General features: G+C 65.2%; 20 protein-coding genes. 8 read left to right on the top strand and 12 right to left on the bottom strand.

The window, feature by feature from the left end; all coding sequences use genetic code 11:
* Positions 1-158: 158 nt before the first annotated feature.
* Positions 159-2,228: a PhoX family protein gene (locus ACQPYR_RS42210; protein WP_433625616.1), complete on the top strand. Its 2,070-nt coding sequence runs from the start codon at positions 159-161 to the stop codon at positions 2,226-2,228.
* A 65-nt stretch (positions 2,229-2,293) separates the two neighbouring features.
* Here the strand turns inward: ACQPYR_RS42210 and ACQPYR_RS42205 are convergent, their stop codons facing one another.
* Positions 2,294-2,968, bottom strand: a complete 675-nt coding sequence (locus tag ACQPYR_RS42205) for a glycoside hydrolase family 25 protein (protein ID WP_433635404.1) — start codon at positions 2,966-2,968, stop codon at positions 2,294-2,296.
* 188 nt (positions 2,969-3,156) lie between these two features.
* Positions 3,157-4,494 (bottom strand): glucosylglycerate hydrolase, encoded by a 1,338-nt coding sequence (gene ggh / locus ACQPYR_RS42200; RefSeq protein ID WP_357481901.1) that lies wholly within the window; start codon positions 4,492-4,494, stop codon positions 3,157-3,159.
* Positions 4,495-4,696: 202 nt separating this feature from the next.
* On the opposite strand from ggh, the gene ACQPYR_RS42195 reads away from it, so the two are divergent.
* Together ACQPYR_RS42195 and ACQPYR_RS42190 are read left to right on the top strand one after the other, a co-directional pair.
* Positions 4,697-5,392: an SDR family oxidoreductase gene (locus ACQPYR_RS42195; RefSeq protein WP_433625613.1), complete on the top strand. Its 696-nt coding sequence runs from the start codon at positions 4,697-4,699 to the stop codon at positions 5,390-5,392.
* Positions 5,393-5,584: 192 nt separating this feature from the next.
* Positions 5,585-6,355: a polysaccharide deacetylase family protein gene (locus tag ACQPYR_RS42190; protein WP_433635403.1), complete on the top strand. Its 771-nt coding sequence runs from the start codon at positions 5,585-5,587 to the stop codon at positions 6,353-6,355.
* A gap of 237 nt (positions 6,356-6,592) precedes the next feature.
* Here the strand turns inward: ACQPYR_RS42190 and leuS are convergent, their stop codons facing one another.
* A complete protein-coding gene (gene leuS / locus ACQPYR_RS42185; RefSeq protein ID WP_433625610.1) occupies positions 6,593-9,442 on the bottom strand; it encodes a leucine--tRNA ligase in 2,850 nt (949 codons plus the stop codon).
* Positions 9,443-9,570: 128 nt separating this feature from the next.
* Here leuS and ACQPYR_RS42180 point away from each other — a divergent pair, with 128 nt between their 5' ends.
* A complete protein-coding gene (locus tag ACQPYR_RS42180; protein WP_433625607.1) occupies positions 9,571-9,978 on the top strand; it encodes an SdpI family protein in 408 nt (135 codons plus the stop codon).
* Between the two features lie 275 nt (positions 9,979-10,253).
* Here the strand turns inward: ACQPYR_RS42180 and ACQPYR_RS42175 are convergent, their stop codons facing one another.
* From ACQPYR_RS42175 to ACQPYR_RS42155, 5 genes are all read right to left on the bottom strand, one after another.
* On the bottom strand, positions 10,254-10,643 hold the full coding sequence (locus tag ACQPYR_RS42175) for a cupin domain-containing protein (RefSeq protein WP_433625605.1): 390 nt from the start codon (positions 10,641-10,643) through the stop codon (positions 10,254-10,256).
* 124 nt (positions 10,644-10,767) lie between these two features.
* Positions 10,768-11,802 carry an aminotransferase class I/II-fold pyridoxal phosphate-dependent enzyme gene (locus ACQPYR_RS42170; RefSeq protein ID WP_433625602.1) on the bottom strand — a complete coding sequence of 345 codons (1,035 nt, stop codon included), beginning with the start codon at positions 11,800-11,802 and terminating at the stop codon, positions 10,768-10,770.
* Positions 11,799-12,842: a 3-oxoacyl-ACP synthase III family protein gene (locus tag ACQPYR_RS42165; RefSeq protein ID WP_433625600.1), complete on the bottom strand. Its 1,044-nt coding sequence runs from the start codon at positions 12,840-12,842 to the stop codon at positions 11,799-11,801. Before ACQPYR_RS42165 ends, ACQPYR_RS42170 begins: the two co-directional genes overlap by 4 nt.
* 9 nt (positions 12,843-12,851) lie before the next feature.
* On the bottom strand, positions 12,852-13,511 hold the full coding sequence (locus ACQPYR_RS42160; RefSeq protein ID WP_433625597.1) for an SRPBCC family protein: 660 nt from the start codon (positions 13,509-13,511) through the stop codon (positions 12,852-12,854).
* A complete protein-coding gene (locus ACQPYR_RS42155; RefSeq protein WP_433625594.1) occupies positions 13,508-15,202 on the bottom strand; it encodes a thiamine pyrophosphate-binding protein in 1,695 nt (564 codons plus the stop codon). Before ACQPYR_RS42155 ends, ACQPYR_RS42160 begins: the two co-directional genes overlap by 4 nt.
* 202 nt (positions 15,203-15,404) lie before the next feature.
* Here ACQPYR_RS42155 and ACQPYR_RS42150 point away from each other — a divergent pair, with 202 nt between their 5' ends.
* From ACQPYR_RS42150 to ACQPYR_RS42140, 3 genes are all read left to right on the top strand, one after another.
* Positions 15,405-15,920, top strand: coding sequence for an EXLDI protein (locus tag ACQPYR_RS42150; RefSeq protein WP_040697293.1), 516 nt, complete (start codon positions 15,405-15,407; stop codon positions 15,918-15,920).
* Between the two features lie 128 nt (positions 15,921-16,048).
* On the top strand, positions 16,049-17,026 hold the full coding sequence (locus ACQPYR_RS42145) for an ATP-binding cassette domain-containing protein (RefSeq protein WP_433625591.1): 978 nt from the start codon (positions 16,049-16,051) through the stop codon (positions 17,024-17,026).
* On the top strand, positions 17,023-17,799 hold the full coding sequence (locus ACQPYR_RS42140; RefSeq protein ID WP_433625588.1) for an ABC transporter permease: 777 nt from the start codon (positions 17,023-17,025) through the stop codon (positions 17,797-17,799). Before ACQPYR_RS42145 ends, ACQPYR_RS42140 begins: the two co-directional genes overlap by 4 nt.
* Positions 17,800-17,852: 53 nt before the next feature.
* Here ACQPYR_RS42140 and ACQPYR_RS42135 read toward each other — a convergent pair whose 3' ends face one another.
* The 3 genes from ACQPYR_RS42135 to ACQPYR_RS42125 form a co-directional block, all read right to left on the bottom strand.
* Positions 17,853-18,560: an anti-sigma factor family protein gene (locus tag ACQPYR_RS42135; RefSeq protein WP_433625585.1), complete on the bottom strand. Its 708-nt coding sequence runs from the start codon at positions 18,558-18,560 to the stop codon at positions 17,853-17,855.
* Positions 18,557-19,066 (bottom strand): sigma-70 family RNA polymerase sigma factor, encoded by a 510-nt coding sequence (locus tag ACQPYR_RS42130; protein ID WP_433600151.1) that lies wholly within the window; start codon positions 19,064-19,066, stop codon positions 18,557-18,559. The genes ACQPYR_RS42135 and ACQPYR_RS42130 overlap by 4 nt, the downstream gene beginning before the upstream one ends.
* Positions 19,067-19,251: 185 nt before the next feature.
* The gene (locus ACQPYR_RS42125) at positions 19,252-19,896 is read right to left on the bottom strand and encodes a YqgE/AlgH family protein (protein ID WP_387286764.1); all 645 of its coding nucleotides are present in this window, start codon (positions 19,894-19,896) and stop codon (positions 19,252-19,254) included.
* A gap of 116 nt (positions 19,897-20,012) precedes the next feature.
* Between ACQPYR_RS42125 and ACQPYR_RS42120 the strand changes: the two genes are divergently transcribed.
* Entirely contained in the window at positions 20,013-20,774 is a 762-nt protein-coding gene (locus tag ACQPYR_RS42120) for a lysophospholipid acyltransferase family protein (RefSeq protein WP_433625582.1), read from the top strand.
* Position 20,775: 1 nt separating this feature from the next.
* Here ACQPYR_RS42120 and ACQPYR_RS42115 read toward each other — a convergent pair whose 3' ends face one another.
* Positions 20,776-21,087 (bottom strand): GNAT family N-acetyltransferase, encoded by a 312-nt coding sequence (locus tag ACQPYR_RS42115; protein ID WP_433625579.1) that lies wholly within the window; start codon positions 21,085-21,087, stop codon positions 20,776-20,778.
* Positions 21,088-21,098: the final 11 nt, after the last annotated feature.

The following is a 21,098-nucleotide window of genomic DNA, read 5'->3' as shown; positions in this document are numbered from 1 at the left end:
AATTGGTCGGTCGTTCATCTGACTGTTTCCTGTGGATTGCCTGAGCGGCTTACGGTGCGCCGGTCAGCACTATGTCAGGAGTTTGTCGTGAGCGAGCGAACCATAAGCAGAGGCCACATCGGTGGCACGACGGAGCCGAGCGCTAGCGAGGCGCAGTCGTGACACCGAAGCCCCTTGCCCTGTTCGTGAAGCGGGACGGCCAGCCGAAGCGCTCGGCCATCACCTGTCAGTACAAATGCGGCAACGCCTGCTTCCACGAGGTTCCGAACACCTCCGAGAACGAATACTTCGGCGATATGGTGCGCGCGGCGCTGACGCGGCGCGGCATGTTGAAGGGCAGTGCGGGGGTTGTGGTCGCGGTCGGCGCGACCGGTGTGCTCGCGGCCTGCGGAGACGACAAGGTCGAATTGGCGGCGGGTGGCTCGCTGGTCGACGGTGTGCCGGTCGGTACCAACTTCAAACCCGTCGCGGCGAATTCCGATGACGCACTGGTCATTCCGGAAGGCTACGAGCACAATGTCGTGATCCGCTGGGGTGACCCGCTGTTCGCCGACGCGCCGAAGTTCGACGCGAATGCCCAGTCCGCCGCCGCGCAGGCCGAACAGTTCGGTTTCAACAACGACTTCGCCGCGCTACTGCCCATCGAAGGGCAGGCGAATACCTACCTGCTGGTGGTGAATCACGAGTACACCACCGAACCGCAGATGTTCAAGGGCTACAACAAGGAAGATCCCGCACTCGAGCACTACCAGACCGCCATTGCCGCGCACGGTCTTTCGGTGGTCCAGGTGAAGGGCGAATCCGGAATCGGCAAGCTGACGCCGGAATTCGGCAAATACAACCGTCGCATTACCGGCACCACCGAATTCACGGTCACCGGACCAGCCGCGGGCAGCGCCTTCTTGAAGACGAGCGCGGACCCGTCCGGCGCCAAGGTGCTCGGCACCCTCAACAACTGCTCAGGCGGCCTGACCCCTTGGGGCACAGTCCTTTCCGGTGAAGAGAACGTCAACCAGTACTTCGCCAACGGCGATAAGGTCACCGACGAGGCCGCCAAGGCCAGGCTCAAGCGCTACGGCTTCCCGAACGGCGCCTCCGAGCGCAAATGGGAGCGGCACGAATCGCGCTTCGATCTGGCGAAGGAACCCAACGAGGCGAACCGATTCGGCTGGGTCATCGAGGTGAATCCGTGGGATGCCGCGGCCGCGCCGATCAAGCACACCGCGCTCGGCCGGTTCAAGCACGAGGCCGCGACCATTCACGTCGCCAAGGACGGCACCGTGGTCGCGTATATGGGCGATGACGAGCGCTTCGACTACATGTACAAGTTCGTCTCGTCGCGAAAGGTGCAGTCCGGCAACGGCCAGGCCAGCATGCGGCACAACCTGACGATTCTGGATGCGGGCACGCTGTACGTCGCGAAATTCACCGGCGATCACCCGGACAAGATCGACGGCAATGGCACGGTGCCCTCGGATAAGGGCTTCACCGGTACCGGCCAGTGGATTCCGCTACTGGTCACCGGCGAGGACGGCAAGGCCACCTCGAAGGTGGACGGCTTCACCGCCGAAGAGGTTTCGGTATTCACCCGGTTGGCCGCCGATAAGGTCGGCGCCACCAAGATGGACCGCCCCGAGGATTTCGAGGCGAATCCCAAGTCTGGCAAGGTCTATGTCGCGCTGACCTACAACGAGCAGCGTGGCGCGCAGGGCAAGCCCGCCATCGACGAGGCGAATCCGCGCAACATCAATAAATTCGGGCAGGTGCTCGAACTCGACGACGATCACGCGGGCACCACGTTCACCTGGAATATCCTGATGCTGTGCGGTGATCCGAAGACCACCGACACCTACTTCGCCGGTTTCGACAAGGCCAAGGTCAGCCCGATCGCGGCACCGGACAATCTCGCCTTCGACGATTACGGCAATCTGTGGATCTCCACCGATGCCTCACGCGCCAACGGCGCCAACGACGGCCTCTTCTCGGTGGTGCTCGATGGGCCGAATCGCGGAGAGACCAAACAATTCCTGACCGTCCCGTTCGGCGCGGAGACCTGCGGTCCGACGGTGTCGGAGCAGCGGGTGACCGTGTGCGTCCAGCATCCGGGCGAGCGTGATGACGCGACCGCGGAAAAGCCCGCCTCGCATTGGCCCGATGGTGGCGATAGTCTGCCCAGACCCGCCGTTGTCTCGGTGTGGAAGAAGGGCGGCGGGCGAATCGGCGCCTAGTCGATTTCCCGCGCAACACACGAAACCGCTACTCGAACCTGCAGGGAGTAGCGGTTTCGTGCTGTTCAGCCCATATTGGCGTAGCGCGCGAAATCGCCTTGGGCGCCGCTGTACACGTTGACATCGGTACCGCCCGCGATACCGGGAATGCGACCGCTGTCGGTGGTCTGCCAGAACGTCCACGCCGGCCAGCCACCCGGGACTTCGGGTTGTTCGTTGCCGCGGTAGTCGGCGATCCAGAGCGGATACCTGGTGAATTCATTGGTATTCGCCATGGCCGACTTCCAGAAATTCGGATAGGTGTAGACGATCGGCACCCGTCCGGTCAGGGCTTGCACGGTATTGAGATACCGATGCGTCCAGTCGATCAGTGCGGCCGGACCGAGTCCGCCCGTATTTTCCAGATCGAGCACCGGCGGCAGATCCAGCGGCCCGTTCTGTCCGAGCACTACCGTCGCGTACAGCGCCGCCTGCGGCTCCGGCGGCAGATTCGGTCGCGCGTAGTGATACGTCCCGCGCGCGACTCCCGCCGCCCGCATCAGCAAGCTGTCCGGCACGAAATACGGGTTGACGTAATTCACGCCCTCCGTCGCCTTCAGCATGGCGAAAGAGTGCCCCGCGCTACGCACCGCGAACCAGTCGATGAACCGGCCGTCGACATGCTGCCACGACGACACATCGGGCCCGCTCGGTTCGGCCACCGCCGTGCCCGCCGAAGTAGCCATCAGAATGCTGCCCATCGTGATCGCGGACAGCGCCACAGCGCGGGTGGATCTCCAACGAGTACTATCCATGCTGTTCGACGATAGCGACCATCAATCGATGTGACCAGAGTTACATCTGAGGTATTTGCGCAGTATTCACTCGCCGCCCGTCGGGGCCGCTTACTTCAATAGTGGCCCCCATTGTCGCGACCGGCCCGGATGCGTCAGCCGAGCCAGTCCAGAACCGAGGCCGCGGTCCAGGACTGCTGCATGCTGCCGAGCGGTTCGCCGGTGAAGGGTTCGTAGTATTCGGCGAAGCTGCCGTCGCTGGCTTGGCGCAGACCCTCGGCGCGGAGCATGAAGGAGCGTTCGGCCCAGCCGCGGCGGGCGAAGACCCAGGAGAACAACCAGCTCATCACCGGCCAGACCGGGCCACGCCAGTATTCGCGGGAGCGGAAGTCCTTGGAGACCGGCGAGGTGGACGGCGGCAAGGCATAGCGCAGGTCCGGATGGCCGCAGAAGCGCGGGCCCTCGAACAGTCGCAGCAGACTGCGTTCGGTGTCGCGGGGCAGGCCGCCGCACAGCAGTGGGGCGAACATCGAAAGGGTTTCGGTATTGATCCAGCGTTTGAGTCGCACATCGAAATCCCGGGCCGCGCCGGTGCGTGCGTCGGTAGTCGCGACCACACCCGCGCGGAAACGCTCCGCCCACGAATACAGTTCGCGGACATCGGCATGCGGCTGCTTGTACTCCTCGCCGATATTGGCGAGAACCTCACACGCCAGCGCGAAGATCGCGGTGACGAAGACATCCTCCACCGCGAAGCTCATCGTCGAGGCGAGCTGATAGTCGTCGTATCCGGCGCGGCGCATCTGCTCGACCAGCCACAGATACCGGTCGTATTCGCGATCGCTTGGCCGCTGCGATGTGTCCGAGACCACCAGCAGATCCTCACGCTGATACGGCGGCAGATCGCCGGGCGTCACATTCGCATAGGCCCGATCCCAGCGCGGCGAATTGTCCATCCCGGATTCCCAGCCGTGATACAGCGTGATCCGGCCGCTCTCCTTGGGGTCGCGGGCATGGGCCAGCCAGCGATGCCAGCGCACCAGATCCGGCCAGCGCCGATTCAGGAATTCCTCGGCGACCGCCCTGGTGCTGCGGCCGTGGCGGCGGGAATGGTCGAGGATGCGCTGCACCGCGATGGCGTGCACCGGCGGTTGGGTGATGCCGGAGGTGTCCGGACCGTCCGGGGCATTGGCGGCCAGCTTCTTGCACTCCCAGCGGGCCGGGCCGGGGAAGTAGCCGTCCACACCATTGGCGAAGACGATGTGCGGGATCATCCCGTTCTTCCACTGCGCCGAAAGCAGGGTGTCCAGTTCGATGACCGCGCGCTCGACACTCAGCGGGGCGAGACCGACCGCGACGAAGGCGGCATCCCAGCTCCACATGTGCGGATACAGCCGGGGTGCGGCACTGGTCATGGTGCCCAGATCATTGCCCCGTAGCAGGTAGGCGGCGCGGGCCGCGAGCTGTGTTGGGGTGAAACCCGGGTGTGCCATCCCCCTATTTTGCGATGCCACCCGCAAGTACGCCCGCTCAGTGACTCGTGTCTCGTCCTGGTGCGCCCTGGTGGCCAGCTGTTGTGCGCCGGATCTCACTCTGCATGCCCCGTCCGTGAATTCCACTTATTCGCTTTATGCATCCATCGCCGCGCTTGCGGGTAGTGCTACCGCCCGCTTCGGTGGCCGATACGGTGACTCCATGACCACCGCCGTGACCAGCACACCGAAGCCGACCGCGCTGATCACCGGCGCCAGCCGCGGGCTCGGCGCCGCGATCGCTCGCGAACTCGCACCGACCCACGATCTGTTGCTCGGCGCCCGCTCGGCCGAGGCGCTGCGCGCGATATTAGGCGAACTGCCCGGCGCCACCGGATGGCCGGTCGAGTTGACCGACTATTCCGCAGTGGCGGAAGCTGTTTCGCCGATTCAACGCCTGGATGTGTTGGTACACAACGCCGGTATCGCGGACCTGGGTTCGATCGCCGAATCCTCGGTGCGGCAGTGGCGAAATACCTTGGAAGCCAACGTGATTGCCATCGCCGAGTTGACTCGGCTGCTACTGCCGGCATTGCGCGCGGCCAACGGTCATGTGGTGCTGATCAATTCGGGTGCCGGATTGCGGGCGAATGCGGGGTGGGCCTCCTACGCGGCGAGCAAGTTCGGTCTGCGCGCGTTCGGTGACGCGCTGCGGCTGGAGGAGCCGACGCTGCGGGTGACCTCGATCCATCCCGGCCGCATCGATACCGATATGCAGCGGGAGATCATCGCGGGTGAGGGTCGCGAGTATCGCGCGGAGGAATTTCTGAGCCCGGAGACGGTTGCGGTGACCGTGCGTGCCGCGATCGACACACCGCGCGACGGCCATCCGACCGAGATCGTGCTGCGCCCCTACTGATTCGGCTCACTGTGATTTCGTCCGAATGTGCGGCCGCGATGGTGTCGTTTTCTTGACATGTTGTGCCGAGGTTCAGCTCGCAGACAGTTTCGCTCGGTAGCCTCGCGTCTGTTACCTGCGCGTTTGCGTCGACGGGGCGGCGGTGCGCTGATAGAGCGAAGCTAGAAGGTTCGAATCGTGGATAGACGTCGGTTGCTGACAATGCTTGCAACAGGCACCGCGCTGGCATTGACCGGCTGTGTGCGGGCCGAGGGGGAGCCGTTCAACAGTGGTTCGGCGGGTAGCGGGCCGATACTGCCCGCGCCGCTGCTGCCCCCGCCGCCGATCGGACCGAAGACGCCGATTCCGGCCCAGACCATCACCGCACTGCCGGGCGGTGGCACCAATATGGCGCTCACGATCGATGACGGTGCGAGTCCGGAAGTCGTCGGGGCCTACATCAAATTCGCCAGGGATACCGGCGCGCGGTTCACCTTCTTCGTGACCGCCTACTACGACTCGTGGGCGATCCACCGAGATGCTTTGCGGCCCCTGGTCGATTCCGGTCAGATCCAGCTCGGCAATCACACCTGGGACCACGCCGATCTGACCAAGCTGTCCGCGTCGGGCATCTCCTCGCAGTTGGAGCGGGCGAAGTCCTTCCTGTGGAACAACTTCGGTGTGGACGGCACGCCCTATTACCGCCCGCCGTTCGGTCGCCACAACGGCACGGTCGATCGGGTCGCCGCGGATCTCGGCTACACCGTGCCGACCATGTGGTACGGCTCGCTGTCGGACTCGGGCGTGGTCACCGAGGATTACCTACTGGAGTGCGCGCGTAAGTATTTCAATCCGCAGACGATCATCATCGGGCACGCGAACGCCCCCGCGGTTACGCACGTCTACGGGCAGTTGGTGGACATCATCAAGGAGCGCAACCTCTCGATGGTGACGCTCAACGACGTATTGCTACCACCACGCTGACCAGGGTTGCACCGGATAGCGCCGCACACTTCTTTGCCGTCGCGCACGAAATGCCCCGGCAAATCCGTGCGCGGCACGGATATCCGTGCGCGGGGGCATATCCGTGCGCGGCACGTAAATCCGTGCGCGGAGCCATACCCGGTGCGCGGCAGGTAAATCCGTGCGCGAGAGGTATATCCGTGCGCGGCACGCGAGTACGTTCGCCGGGACGCGAATCCGTGCGCGGGCGGATCGCGCTTACGCGACGATATTGACCAGCCGCCCCGGCACCACGATCAGCTTGCGCGGCGCATTCCCGCCGAGTGCTGCCGCGATCTTCTCATCGGCCAGCGCGGTCGCCTCGATGGTCGCGTTATCGGCGTCGGCGGGCACCTGAATTCGGCTGCGCACCTTGCCGTTCACCTGAATCGGGTATTCCACCGACTCCTCGACCAGCAGCGCCGGATCCGCCACCGGGAACGGGCCGTGGGCCAGGGATTCCTTGTGCCCCAGCCGTTCCCACAGTTCCTCGGCGATATGCGGTGCCATCGGCGCCAGCATCAGCACCACCGGCTCCACCACCTCGCGCGGCGCGCCCGCGGGGTAGCTCTTGGTCAGATGGTTGGTCAGCTCGATCAGCTTGGCACCGGCGGTGTTATCGCGCAGTGCGGCGTAGTCGTCGTCGACACCCGCGATCGTCTTGTGCAGCAGGCGCCGCGTCTGCTCCGACGGCGCCGCGTCGGTGACCCGGAGCGCGCCGGATTCTTCGTCGACGACCAGTCGCCACACCCGCTGCAGGAACCGGTGCGCACCGACGACATCCTTGGTCGCCCACGGCCGCGAGGTATCCAGCGGCCCCATCGACATCTCGTAGAGGCGGAAGGTGTCGGCGCCGTAGGTATCGCACATCTCGTCCGGCGAGATGGCGTTCTTCAGCGACTTTCCGATCTTGCCGTACTCCTGGAACGCCTCGATCTCGATGCCGGTGGTCGGATCCGGGAAGTAGTGCTTGCCGTCGCGCTCGATGATCTCGGCGGCGGGCAGATACGCACCGCGCGCGTCGGTGTAAGCGTGCGCCTGGATGTAGCCCTGGTTGAAGAGGCGGCGGTACGGTTCGTAACCGCTCACATCACCCAGATCGAACAGCACCTTCTGCCAGAACCGCGCGTACAGCAGGTGCAGCACCGCATGTTCGACACCGCCGACGTACAGATCGACGCCACCGGGATCGTTCGGGCCGTGCTCGGCGGAGCGCGGACCCAGCCAGTACTGCTCGTTCTCCTTGGCGCAGAACGCATCCGGGTTCGTCGGGTCCGCGTAGCGCAGCTGATACCAGGAGCTGCCCGCCCAGTTCGGCATGACATTGGTGTCGCGGCGGTACTGCTTGGGCCCGTCGCCCAGATCCAGTTCGACATTCACCCAGTCGGTGGCCTTGGCCAGCGGCGGCGACGGTTCGGAGTCGGCATCGTTCGGATCGAAGGTGACCGGCGCGAAATCGTCCAACTCCGGAAGTTCGACCGGCAGCATGGATTCCGGCAGCGCGTGCGGTGCGCCGTCCTCGTCGTACACGATCGGGAACGGCTCACCCCAGTAGCGCTGGCGGGCGAACAGCCAGTCGCGCAGCTTGTACTGGACGGTGCCCTTGCCGTGGCCGTCGGCCTCCAAGCGCGCGATGACGGTGGCCTTGGCCTCCTCGACGGCCAGGCCGTTCAGGTAATCGGAGTTCACCAGCGCGCCGTCACCGGAGTAGGCCGCGGCCGAAATATCTCCGCCGGAAATGACTTCCACGATCGGCAGGCCGAATACCGAGGCGAATTCCCAGTCGCGCTGATCGTGTCCCGGCACCGCCATGATCGCGCCGGTGCCGTAACCGGCCAGCACGTAGTCGGCGATGAAGATCGGCACCTGGGCGCCGTTCACCGGGTTCGTCGCATAGGAACCCAGGAAGACGCCGGACTTCTCCTTGTTCTCCTGCCGCTCCAGATCCGATTTGGCCGCGATCGCCTTGCGGTATCCGGCAACGGCCTCCCGAGGGTCACCGGCGTCCTCGAAGGTCCAGCGCGGATCGACACCAGCGGGCCAAGCCTGCGCGGTCAGCCTGTCGACCAGTTCGTGCTCGGGTGCCAGCACCACGTAGGTGGAACCGAACAGGGTGTCGGGCCGGGTGGTGAAGACCTCGATCTGCTGACCGTCGGCATCGAATTTCACCTGCGCGCCACGGGATCGCCCGATCCAGTTGCGCTGCATGGCCTTTACATTCTCCGGCCAGTCCAGGCGGTCCAGATCGTCGACCAGCCGGTCGGAGTAGGCGGTGATGCGCATCATCCACTGCCACAGCCGCTTCCGGAATACCGGGAAGTTGCCGCGCTCACTGCGGCCGTCGGCTGTGACCTCTTCATTGGACAGCACCGTGCCCAGACCGGGACACCAGTTGACCACCGAATCCGTTTGGTACACAAGGCGATACGAGTCCAGCACCTCTGCGCGTTCGGCGGCGGTCAGATCGTTCCAGGCGCGGCCGTCGGGGGTCGTCCGGGCACCCGAATCGAACTGTGCCCGCAGTTCCGCGATCGGGCGGGCGCGGTCCAGATCCTGGTCGTACCAAGCGTTGTAAATGCGCAGGAAGATCCACTGCGTCCACTTGTAGTACTCCGGATCGGTGGTCGCGAACGAGCGCCGACGGTCGTGGCCCAGGCCGAGCCGGTCCAGTTGACGCTGCATGGTGGCGATATTCGACTCGGTGGTCTGGCGCGGATGCGCACCGGTCTGCACCGCGTACTGCTCGGCGGGCAGACCGAACGCGTCATAGCCCAGCGCGTGCAGCACATTGCGGCCGTGCATCCGGTGATAGCGCGCGAAGACATCGGTGGCGATGTAGCCGAGCGGATGCCCGACATGCAGTCCCGCGCCGGACGGGTACGGGAACATGTCCTGGACGAACAGCTTGTCCGTCGGCGTCGCACCCGCGAGCGGGCCTACCGGGTTCGGCGCGTGGAAGGTCCCGCGCTCATCCCAGGTCCGCTGCCACCGGCGCTCGATGCGGCCGGCGAGGCCGGCGCTGTACCTGTGCTCCGGTACATCGCTTTCGGTTGCACGAGTGTCCGCCACGGTCCTGCCTTCTTGTTCTCGCCGATCCCCGTCATAGATGTGTCTATCAGGGTAGAACGTCCGGGCTTATACACCGAAAATCGGGCCGGGCTGGATCCGGTGTGGCGGCGGTGCGCTAGCCTCCTGAGGTGTTCGTCGTCGCTCTCACCCTGTTCGTGCTGGCCATGGTCGCCATCGCAACCGGCGTGCTCGGACTGACCGGTCGGCTGCCACGCAACCGCTTCGTCGGGGTGCACACCGAGGCGGCACTGCACGACGAGGAAACCTTCCGCATCGCAAACCGCGTCGCCGGCCCAACCTCCGTGGCCGCGGGCGCACTGCTCTTCGCGGGCGGCCTCGTCGCCCTGGCCGCAGGCGGTTTCCCGGCGCTGATCGTTGCGGTGGTCACAGCCACGGTGGCACTGTTCACCCTCGGTGCGGGCGCGAATGCCGCAGCTCGTGCGGCCGAGGAGCTCGTTCCCGCCCAGGAGATCGGCGGCTGCGGTTCTTCCTGCGGTGCGTGCTCGTTGCGCGACGCCTGCGCCCCGACCAACTGAGTGCGGTTCGGGAGACCGCCCGATTCTCGGTTGCCCCGGGTCTGAGCCGCGCTCGAACGAGCTGGTGCCCCGTCCGGACAGGTTGTCGCGCCATCCGGTCCGGCTCGCTCGCCGAGGGCAGTCGAAACGCGGCAGGACACGCCCCGTAGCACTGCCATATGACTGCGCTCGGCGGATCTCGATTACCGGCACTAGCTAGTCGAACGAGATGACAATCGGCCGGAATCTCTCTGGCGGCTTCTCTGCTGCGGGAGTCCGCTGGTGCGAGCACGGAACTAGTCAGAGCTATTTTCGGCGCACTCAGGCGGATCGACGTGACGCGATAGCGGGCTGCCGACCGGGTTCAGGTACAGCACGAACAGCGTCACCGGTGTCGTCCCGAGATTGCGTGCCACATGGGGATAGGACGGGCCACTGGGTTCCCGGAAGATTCGGCCGCGCCGGTAGGTGACCGGGACACAGTCCGAGCCCGGATGGTCGAGGGTGCCGCGGGCGACCAGCACCAGCAGGGTCCCATCGTGATAGTGCCACCCACTGGTCCCACCTGGTTCGATGACAGTCTGGCGACCGATGACCGCACGCCGCCCCAGCGTGAACCCGAACAGCACCCGGCTCGCCGTCCCGCGCGCCGGCGCCGCATTCACCTGGAACTTCCGCCGCGGCATCACCCTCCCATCGAACCACCGCGCGATCACGAGGATCGAGTCGCAACGTCATCGCCGTAACCTGGAGGCGGCGGCGCGGTGGAAACCACAGGGGTTCCGCGAACGCCGCCGCTCCCAACACCACCTACCGCAGTGATTCCAGCGCCTTCAGCACCGCGTTGTCGGCCTCGGTGTCTCCGACAGCTATGCGCGCGCTGCCGTCGGGGTATACCTTGGCCGCGATGCCGGCCCGGCGCAGCGCCGTTGCTACGCCGGGGCCCGGCAGGTACAGGAAGTTGGCGTAGCTGCGCGGCACGGCGATGTGTCGGTGCAGCAACGCACTGCGCAGGGTCTCGCGTGCGGTGGTGATGCGCAGGATGCGCGCGGCCAATTCGGGTTCGGCGGCGTAGGACGCGGCCACCGCGGCCACCGCCGCCGAACTCACCCCGAACGGCAGCTGCAGCCTGCGGACGCGGCTGATCAACTCGCTGCTGCCGAAGGTATAGCCGATGCGCAGACCGGCCAGTCCGTATGCCTTCGAAAAGGTGCGCAGGACCAGCAGATTCGGATGTCGATTGAGCAGTTCGAGGGTATCGACCCGATCGGCGGCACCGAGGAATTCGGCATACGCCTCGTCCAGGACGACCGGCACCCGGCGCGGCACCGAGCACAGGAATGACTTCAGTTCGCCGGCCGAGATCACGGTGCCGGTCGGATTGTGCGGACGGCAGACCACCACCAAACCGGTCCGCTTGTCGATGGCCTTCGCCATCGCCCAGAGATCCTGATTGCCCGCGCCATCCAGTGGCACCGGCACGACCTCGAGATCGGCCATCTCCGCCATGATCGGATAGCCGTCGAAAGTCGGTGCACCGTAGACGATTCCGTCACCCGGTTTGGTCAATGCCTGGATGACCTGCATGGCCACCCCGGTCGCACCGGAACCGACGACCACCTGATCCGCATGCACCCCGACGCGCCCCGCGATCAACCTCGGCAGCCGACGCGGCAGGAATTCGGGATAGCGATTGGCCTGCGCCAGTACGCTGTTCACGGCGACCAGTACCGAAGGCAGTGGGGGGAAGGGATTTTCGCTCAGGCTGAGATCGAACCGAGCCTGCGTCCGCTGACTTCGGTGCTGTTGCGAGGGCCGAGATTCATCGGCCACCCGCACGCTCATCCCGCCGCACCCCAGCGCACCGCCGCGGCGCCGGCGAAATCACCGGCGTGCGCGAATGCCGACAACAGCACCACCGAGCCGTTGCGCAGCCGACCCGCTCGATTCTCGGTATCGAGAGTGACCGGAATGCCTGCGGCGAACAGGTTTCCGCACAGGTCGAAGGTGTCCGGATGCCGCTCCGGCGGCAGTTCCAGCGCATCGTGCCAGTTGCGCAGGAACAGCCGGTTCGGCTGATTGGTGACGAAGGTGTCGATATCGCGACCCTTCACCCCGATCCGATCGCACACCGCCAATGCCACCTCCGGCACCAGTCGATTACCGCGTGCGAACACCTTGGTGATCTTCGATTCGGTGAAACTGACGCAGCCCTGCCCCTCGCCCGGCTCCCAGTACTTGCGCTCGCCATTGGTCGAGAACTCCATATCCCCGGCGAATTCGGGATAGGTGCGGCATTCGATATCCAGGATCGGCGCGGAATCGTCCTTGACGAGCAGTCCGACACCGCAGGCGTCGCCGGGCACCGGTGCCTGGGCGAGCTTGCGGATCTCGGTCTGGGTGAACACCGGGCCCGCGCAGTTCTGGGTCGCCGCGATGAGCGCGGAGCGGGCGTCGGTGGTCTGCAGGATCATCCTGGCCATGGCCATCATGTGCACGAAGGCCGCGCAGCCGCCGTTGTGCACGTCGTAGACGAAGCGGGGCTTCATCCCGAGGCGGCGGGCTGCCTCGGGTCCGCAGCCCATCACCGGATTGTCCGGCAGCTGGGTGTGCGTGATCAGCACATCGATATCCGAGATCGCCTGTGCACCATGGCGTTCGATCAGCGGTGCGACGGCACGTTCGACCATGTCCACCGCGGTCTCGTCCCTGCCCACATGGTGGCGCGCTTTGGGCGAGCGGAACATGACGTTCTTGGCCATCCGATCGGATCGGCTGTACTGCGTGAAGTATTCGGTGCCGACCGGCTCACCCGGCAGATAGCTGGATACATCGACAAGGCTGACGGCCGGCAGTCCAGGGCCGTTCGGATCAGAGAAGTTCATGGCGCGGCCTCACTTCATCCAGTCGGGCTTGATCGGAAGACCGTTTGCCGCACGGTATTCGCAGATCGCCTTGAGGTTGTCCATCTCGAGCTGGTGCCCGGCGGAGAACATCTCCCAGAAGTCGCCCACCCATACCGGCCGGTTCTCGGGAGCCGTTTCGGGATAGGGGTTTTCGTCGTAGAACGGGTGACGGCAGTTCACCCACAGCACCACCGAACCCGGCTTGTTGAACACCACCTGGGCATCGATCACCCGCAGCAGGTAGATCATCCAAAGGTGCTGACTCTGATCCCAGGCACAGTGGTAGTCGACGGTCATGCCCTCGCGGTGCGCGACAGTGCGGGTGAAGATCTTGGTCGCCGGGCCGAGCCGGTCCCAGGCCAGCCACAGCCCCGGTTCCTCGGTCTCGACGAAGCCGCGCAGGCTGTAGGTCCACTCCTCCAGGCTGCGGGTATCGGCCAGGTATTCCCACACCTCATCCGGCGGCGCGGCGATATACGCCTGCACCGGACAGTATTCGCCGAAGATCTGGTCGTGCGGATACACCGACCGCAGCATGTCCATGATGATCGGAGTGGTTGCGTCCTTATCTGAGTTCTCGATCCGCAGCACGCCGGGGACTACGTCTTCCGGGATATCGCTGAGGGCGGGGAGGGCGCTTGTTGTCACTGCCTTTTCTCCAATGTGTCGAGCTTCTCCAATGTCGCGAGAAACGGGATGAAGGGTGGAACTTCGTCGGGGTCGACGTCGATCGAGATGAACGCCGGCCCTTCGGATTCGACGCATCGCCCCAGTACGATGGCCAGGTCTGCGGTAGTACGGACGGAGTACGCGGGAAGTTCAGGGAACATGGCGTCGATGCCCGCTCCCAGTTGTGTGGGCCGAAATCGGTTGAAGCTGTAGCGATCTTGGTAATAGAGCTGTTCGCGAGTGACGCACATCGCGTGCGCGTTGTTGTTTAGCACGATGAAGATGACCGGCAGCTGGTGTTCGATCGCGGTGTGCAACTCCATGCCGTGCATGTAGAACGCGCCGTCACCTGCGACGACAATGGTTCGTCTGGTTCCGGACGGTCCGCGATGGCGTGCGAATGCCGAACCTATCGCGGCGCCGAACGCATAGCCCATCCCGCCCATGCCGAGCGCGACCACGAATCGGCCGCCGCGCGGCACCCGCAAATGGTGCACCACCGCCGCCCCGGTATTGCCCGCATCCGCGAAAACGTCAGTGCCCCCGGGCAATAGCGCCTCGATCGTCTCGACCAATTCGCGGTAGCGCACACCCGGACCGGTCGACTCGGGCACCCGCAGCGGCGTCAGAGCATGCGGTGGATACGGATGGTTCTCTTCGATGCCTTCGGTGAATTCGTCCGCGAGTTCGGCAAGATCTCGCGCGAGATCCGTGCTGGTGGCGTGGATCGCGGACAGATAGGGCGCGGCGACACCGATATGCGCGACGGTGCGGTCGGCCAACAGTTCGTCCAACCCGGCGCGCGCGGTGATCGGCATCGGTGTGCCGACGATCAGGCACAGGGCCGCCGAGCGCAATGCCGCCGACAACTCCGGATGTCCCATACTCCCGGCGACACCGCAGAACGCGGGGTCGGCATTGTCATAGGTGTCCTTCGCATCGGGGGCGACTCCCACCGACGCATCCAATGCGCGGGCCAGCCGAGCGAGTTCGGCGCGGGCGTCGTCGCGGGCGATCTGGTCGCCCACGATGATCATGATCTTGCCGACCTGGCGTGCCGCGGTCAGCGCGGCGCGCACCCGAGCCAGGCCGCTTTCGTCGCGCCGATGCGTCGGCGATGTCGGCCGGAACGGCGGGGTATCGCCGATATCGCTCTGCTGTACGTCCTTGGGCAGCAACAGGACCGAGGGTCCGCCGCGCCGGGCGGCGGCGACCGCCCTGGCCAGCTTGTCGGGCAGGTCGGCGGCGGTCTCCACCCGTGCGCAGTACTGAGTGATCTCGCCGAACATCCGGGCCGCGTCGATGGTGCCCGCGAGCCCGCTGGAGTCCTGGAACGCGCCGTTGCCCTCCTGGGCGGTCGGCGGCTGTCCGACCAGCGCCAATACCGGCACCCGGGATGCGAACGATTCGGCAAGTCCGGCAACGAGATTCATTGCGCCGCCGCCGGAGGTGGCGGCGACGACGCCGAGTCCGCCGGTCGAGCGGGCATAGCCGTCGGCCATGGTCGCGGCCGAAAACTCGTGCTTGGCAACGATTCCCGCGACGTCGTAGGGCGCATCGAATAGGGCGTCGTATAGATCCTCGATATTCGCGCCGTCGACACCGAAGATGTGGCGCACCCCCAGGGTTGAAACCGCTCGAACCAGATAATCTACGACCCTGCTCGGCATCGGCCCTCCTCTCGCAGTGACCTGCCGTGCCGCCGAAGGCGGGCACGGGCGCGGTCACGCATCGCGTACACGTGAACTACGAGTTGGACTGCTGAGCGGTTCAATCCCTCGTGCAAGATGTACTCCGCGCATGAGGCGGTCGGGAGATTCTTGTGACCCGTCACTGCTTGCGTGTACGTATACATCTACGTATAGTGGGTTCATGCCCAACAAAACGATCTACGTTGCCGATGACGACCTGCCACTGTTCCAGCGCGCGCAGGAACTCGTCGGCGGCAACCTTTCGGGGGCGGTGACCACCGCGCTGCGGCGGTTCATCGAGCTGGAAGAGGGCAGGCTGGAGGGCTACGACGAGGTAGTGCTGCGGGTCGGCCACAATGGCGTGCGTCAGGTCCGCTTCTCCGGCGCCCTGCTCGGCGAGCATCGTGACGTGAACGAAGAGCGCATGGAACACGTCCGGGTGTATCGCAGTCGGAAGGGCAAATTCGTCATGCATGCCCAGTATTCGAACTGGGACGAATACCCGCAGAGCACCAACTGGGTCAAGGATCTGACGAACTGGCGTCGCATGCTCGGCGTCGGCGACCAGGACTGGGGCGACTTCATTTTCGAGATCGTCGATTCGCTCGGCGAATTGAAGGGAAAGATTCCGGACAAGCTCTACGAGCGAGTGGCCCAGATCGCCGACCGTCCGCCGGTCGAGGAACTCGACATCTAGGGGGATCGCAGTCGGCGGAGCCGACCCCGAATACACCTCTCATAACGCCGCACCGGACTCCGGGCGCGGTGCGGCCGAATCATGCTGTCATGCGCATTTATATATGAAAATTCCTCGAAAGGAAGACCATGTCCAACGGTCATCGCGCCCCCGCCATTTCGGCGCTGGGCCTGCGTAAATCGTTCGGCGAGCACGTGGTGCTCGACGGCATCGACATTACGGTTCAGGCGGGCACGATCTACTCCCTCCTCGGCCCGAACGGCGCGGGCAAGACCACCACCGTGCAGATCCTCACCACCCTGCTGCGCCCCGATGCGGGTGAAATTCGCGTCGACGGCCACGATCTGGTCACCGAACCCGATGCCGTGCGCACCGCGATCGGAGTCACCGGCCAGTTCTCCGCGGTCGACGAATTGCTGACCGGTCGCGAAAACCTGGTCCTGATGGGCGATCTGCACCATTTGCCGCGCCGCGAGAGCAAGCGCCTCGCCGCCGAGCTGCTGGAGCGTTTCGACCTGGTCGAGGCCGGCGACAAGACCGCGGCAACCTATTCCGGCGGCATGGTGCGACGGCTGGATCTGGCCATGACGCTGGTCGGCGATCCGCGCATCATCTTCCTGGACGAGCCGACCACCGGCCTGGATCCGCGCAGTAGGCGGGCGATCTGGGAAATGATCCGCACGCTGGTCGACGACTACAGCGTGACCGTCTTCTTGACCACCCAGTACCTGGAGGAGGCCGATCAACTGGCCGACCGGATCGCGGTGCTCGATCACGGCCGGATCGTCGCCGAGGGCACGGCCGCCGAATTGAAGCGGCGGATACCCGGCGGACATATCCGGCTGGAATTCGCTGATCAGCTCGGATTAGCCGCCGCGGCAACGACATTGGGTCCGGAGGCGCGGCTGTTAGACGACGCGGCCGAGGAGGAATTCACCCTCGCGGTCCCCAGCGACGGCGGCGTCAAATCGCTGCGTGCGGTGCTCGACCGGCTCGACTACGCGCAGATCGAGGTCGCCGGACTCTCCGTGCACACCCCCACCCTCGACGACGTATTCCTCACCCTCACCGGACATCCCACCGCGGAAAAGGAGACCGTGCGATGAGCACTACGATGGCCTACGCACTCGCCGACTCGAAAACGATGTTGCGGCGCAGCATGCTTCATGCGAAGCGGTACCCGAGCATGACCTTCAGCATCATCCTCATGCCGATCATCCTGCTGCTCACCTTCAACTTCGTTTTCGGTGGCGCACTGGAGAAGTCGTCCGGCGGTAACTACATCGACTACTTGACTCCGGGCATGCTGTTGATGATCCCGGCGTACATGACCGCGGGTGTGGCGGTCTCGGTGTGCACCGATACCACCAAGGGCATCGTGAACCGCTTTCGCACCATGGCGATTTCGCAGTCTGCGATACTCGCCGGACATGTTGTCGGCGCATTGATCCAGGCTCTGCTCGGCATCGCCGCCATGGTCGGTGTCGCGTTGCTCGCCGGTTTCCGGCCGTCGGCGAATGTCGTCGAGTGGATCGCCGCATTCGGACTGCTCGGCATGCTCGTCTTCGCACTCACCTGGCTCGCGGTCGGCATGGGGCTGGTCGCGCAGACTCCGGAGAGCGCGAGCAATATGCCCTTCCCGCTGATCATGCTGCCGTTCCTCGGCAGCGGCTTGGTCGGCACCGACACCATGCCGGTCGGATTGCGTCAGTTCGCCGAGTACCAGCCGTTCACCCCGCTCACCGAAACCATCCGCGGCCTGCTCATGGGCACGGAGATCGGCAATAACGGCATCATCTCCATTGCCTGGTGCGTCGGCCTCACGCTGGTCGGATACTTCTGGTCGACCTCGGTCTTCGGCAAGCAGACCCAGCGCTGAATCACCGAAACCTTCGATCCCCCCGTCGAGTTCGGCGGGGGGATCGAAGCGGGTCAGACCATGCCGGACAGCAGCGTCTCGCCCGTCGACGCCTTCCGGATCTGCACCGCCCGGATCTGATCCGGCGTCTTGTCGACGGTCCGGTCGATCGTCAGCTCGGTGCCGGGTCCGGCGGGCCACCGGTCGAGTTTGGCCTGGCTGCCGTCGGTGCCGATCACGTACAGGTCGAGATCCCAGTTGTACTTCTGGTCGCTCGGCCCATAGCTGCAGGTCATCACGATCCGGGTCTTGCCATCGGCCTGCACGACCTTGAAGCTGGCCGTCACCGGATTCGGTGTGATCGCTTCCATACTGCGTTCGGCCACAACCTGTTCGGAGCTCGGCCTTTGCACTGCGGTGACCGAGGTGACCACCGGAACCGCGATGGCCACCGCCGCGGCGGCCGCAGCGACCGCAGCCCCGACGGCCGCCCACCGACTGCGCCGCCTACGCCGCTCGGCCGCATCGGCGAGCCGGGGCAGCAGCTGTGCGGGCGGACCCGCCTCGGCCGCAGTCTTTTCCGGCGGCTCGATCATGGCCAACGCGGTGTCGGGATCGACCATCGAGAGCAAACCCGGGAGTCCGGCGAGATCGGCAACCGCCGCCCGGCAGACCGGGCAGCCGTCCAGATGCTCTTCGTACTCCCGCCGTTCGGTGCGGGACAGGGAGCCGAGGATGTACGGTGCATCCCACGTCGAGTAGTCGTCGGCGATGTCCGTCATTGATTCGTCACCCCCATCTCCTGTAGTGCCAGCCGTAGCGCCCGCATGCCGTAGTGCATGCGAGATTTCACCGTGCCCGCCGGGATATCGAGTTCCTCGGCGATCTGGTGGGTGGAAAGGCCTCGATAGTAGGCCCGCACGATCACTTCGCGATGATCGCCGCTGAGTCTGCTCAATGCGTCCGCGACCAGCCAACCGTCCAAGGCCCGGTCGGCCTGATCCGGTGCGGCCTGTTCCGGCGGCTTGTCGGTGCGGAATTCGCGCCGATTACGGGCGCTGCGGTGCTCATCCACGGCGAGATTGCGCGCGACCGTGAACAACCACGCCCGCGCCGATGTCGTCGATTGATCGAGCACGTTGGGGCGCTGCCACGCCCGCAACAACGTCTCTTGCACGATGTCCTCGGCCCGACCTGGATCGCGAACCAAACCGAGCGTGTACCGCCACAGCGCCGAAGCATGTTCCTGATACAGAACCCGCATCAGCTCGGCTTGTTCTTCGGGCATTCGTCACCTGCTCCCCCGCCTCTCCGCGTCTTTTGCCGATCGTCGGGCGGTCCCTCGGATTCGTCGCGGGCCGGCGGTAGTTGGGGTGATCGGCTTCTGGGCGTACCCGGCGAGTTACCCATGTTCTCGCCAGATCACTTGTCTCGTTGCATGTAGGTACTTCCTCCTTCATGCAGACCACGTCCCTAGTTGCGTTCCAGTTCAATCGGATGCGTGGCGAGTAGGGATAGCGGCAGTGGCTGGCGGCGCAGCACGTGAGCCCACAGGTCGGGGCGGCCGGTGCTGATCGGATCCGACGGCAGCGCCGAAAGGACGATCCAGTCGTCGTTCTGCAGTTCGCCCTCGAGTTGGCCGAAGGTCCAGCCCGCATAGCCCGCGAAGATCCGCAGACCCTCGATCAGCGGCGTGATCTCCTCCGGGTCGGCGTCCAGATCGACGAGCACCACCCGGCCATCGATGCGACGCAGCCCACGGACGCCCGCGATCGATGCGCCGACCCGGATGGTGCCCAGACACAGTGCCGCGTCCCGCTTGACCGGGCCGCCGATGAAGAGCGTGCGCGGCGCGGCTGCCGCCTCGGACCAGCGTGGCAGCACGTCGTGCACCGCGGTATCGCTCGGACGGTTGAGTACGACCCCCAGGCTGCCCGCCTCGTTGTGTTCGATGATGTACACAACGGTGCGCCGGAAGGTCGGCTCGACCAGTTCGGTCGCCGACACCAGCAGGGTGCCTGCGCGAACCACCTGCTCGCCCTGCCGGAAATCGCGTCGCCTGCGGTCACCGTGTCCGCCGCGAGTTTTCCGATCGTCCGGGTCATCTCCGCGTGCCACACCGACATCATCGCACTGGCGCGGGCGGTTCGTCGGTCAAGCGGCGCGGCGGATTCCCGGATCGGCGGCCGGCGGCACCTGGATCACGCCGAAAACAGACCGGTTAGGGTGTGGCCATGGAACGGCCCGAGGTCCGCCTCGACAACGCTGACACTGTGTACGACTTCTATCGCGACCACCGGCAGAACCGGCTGAAGGCATGGGGGGCCTACGCCATTCTCGGACGTCGATACCATCCGCGCGTCACCTATGCCGAAGGTGCGCAAAAGCTGCTGCACCAGGTGATTCGCCAGCGCAGGCCGTTGCTCGTCGCGATCGACCACCTCTCCGAATCCGACCCGTACACCGTCGCCGCCGCGGCGTGGCGCAGCGAATTGCGTTCGGTGATCGGGCGGGTTCGCGTGCTGGCCAAGGACGAGCTGTTCATCGATCCCGACCAGCGCCGCAAGATCGACATGATGGGCGGGATCCCGGTATTCCGCGGTAAAGACCACGGCCTGCGGGCGGTGAATGCGGCCGGTCAACGGATGATGGATATCTGCGCGGAGCGGATGGCAAACGGTGACGGCATCGCGGTCTTTCCGGAGGGCACCTGCAACGATGTCGACCACACCGAGGTGCAGCCGGTGGGCAGCGGGATCGGCCACATCGCATTCCGCGCGATGAAGTTGGGGGTGCAGCCGGTGCTCCTCAGCCTGGGTTTGAGCTATGGGCCTCGACCCGATCCAAGCGTGCCGGTCACCAAGGAGGAGGCCAAGTCGGCCAGCTTCCATTTCGGGGTGCCGATCACCGAACTGCCGACCAAACCCGCGGAAATCGCCCGGCTGGTGCGCACCGATCTGCAGCAGGCGCTCGACGGAGCCGTCGCCGCGTACTGATCTACAGGGGCAGGCCGAATTTCTCCCGTGCCCACTGCGGAACCGTCGCGATGTACTCCGGTTCCGTTTGGACGAATTGCCGCACCAGCGGACACATCGGCAGAATGCCGAAACCTTCCTGACGTGAGGCGTTCAATGCCGCCTGCACCAGCACCCGGCCGTATGCCCGGCCCGCGTGCCTTGGATCGAACTCGGTGTGGACAAAGGCCCGCTCGGCGCCGGTGTCCTGATATTCGGCGTAGCCGGCGATGGCACCGTCGACGTAGATCTCGAAACGTTCCAGCGCGAAGTTGTTGCGGACCTCAGTCGACATGGCTCGACGCT

The organism is Nocardia sp. CA-120079, from assembly GCF_050955745.1.
In the GTDB taxonomy this organism is placed as follows: domain Bacteria; phylum Actinomycetota; class Actinomycetes; order Mycobacteriales; family Mycobacteriaceae; genus Nocardia.
Note: the sequence above shows the minus strand (reverse complement) of the source record. Positions and strands in the feature narration are given on the sequence as shown.

What these genes read in the sequence shown, in the direction of transcription:
- ACQPYR_RS42205 (WP_433635404.1), bottom strand. Translation starts at nt 2,968, where the DNA reads ATGGGCAGCATTCTGATGGCTACTTCGGCGGGCACGGCGGTGGCCGAA.
- ggh (WP_357481901.1), bottom strand. Translation starts at nt 4,494, where the DNA reads ATGGCACACCCGGGTTTCACCCCAACACAGCTCGCGGCCCGCGCCGCC.
- ACQPYR_RS42195 (WP_433625613.1), top strand. Translation starts at nt 4,697, where the DNA reads ATGACCACCGCCGTGACCAGCACACCGAAGCCGACCGCGCTGATCACC.
- ACQPYR_RS42175 (WP_433625605.1), bottom strand. Translation starts at nt 10,643, where the DNA reads ATGCCGCGGCGGAAGTTCCAGGTGAATGCGGCGCCGGCGCGCGGGACG.
- ACQPYR_RS42170 (WP_433625602.1), bottom strand. Translation starts at nt 11,802, where the DNA reads ATGAGCGTGCGGGTGGCCGATGAATCTCGGCCCTCGCAACAGCACCGA.
- ACQPYR_RS42165 (WP_433625600.1), bottom strand. Translation starts at nt 12,842, where the DNA reads ATGAACTTCTCTGATCCGAACGGCCCTGGACTGCCGGCCGTCAGCCTT.
- ACQPYR_RS42155 (WP_433625594.1), bottom strand. Translation starts at nt 15,202, where the DNA reads ATGCCGAGCAGGGTCGTAGATTATCTGGTTCGAGCGGTTTCAACCCTG.
- ACQPYR_RS42150 (WP_040697293.1), top strand. Translation starts at nt 15,405, where the DNA reads ATGCCCAACAAAACGATCTACGTTGCCGATGACGACCTGCCACTGTTC.
- ACQPYR_RS42145 (WP_433625591.1), top strand. Translation starts at nt 16,049, where the DNA reads ATGTCCAACGGTCATCGCGCCCCCGCCATTTCGGCGCTGGGCCTGCGT.
- ACQPYR_RS42140 (WP_433625588.1), top strand. Translation starts at nt 17,023, where the DNA reads ATGAGCACTACGATGGCCTACGCACTCGCCGACTCGAAAACGATGTTG.
- ACQPYR_RS42135 (WP_433625585.1), bottom strand. Translation starts at nt 18,560, where the DNA reads ATGACGGACATCGCCGACGACTACTCGACGTGGGATGCACCGTACATC.
- ACQPYR_RS42130 (WP_433600151.1), bottom strand. Translation starts at nt 19,066, where the DNA reads ATGCCCGAAGAACAAGCCGAGCTGATGCGGGTTCTGTATCAGGAACAT.
- ACQPYR_RS42120 (WP_433625582.1), top strand. Translation starts at nt 20,013, where the DNA reads ATGGAACGGCCCGAGGTCCGCCTCGACAACGCTGACACTGTGTACGAC.
- ACQPYR_RS42115 (WP_433625579.1), bottom strand. Translation starts at nt 21,087, where the DNA reads ATGTCGACTGAGGTCCGCAACAACTTCGCGCTGGAACGTTTCGAGATC.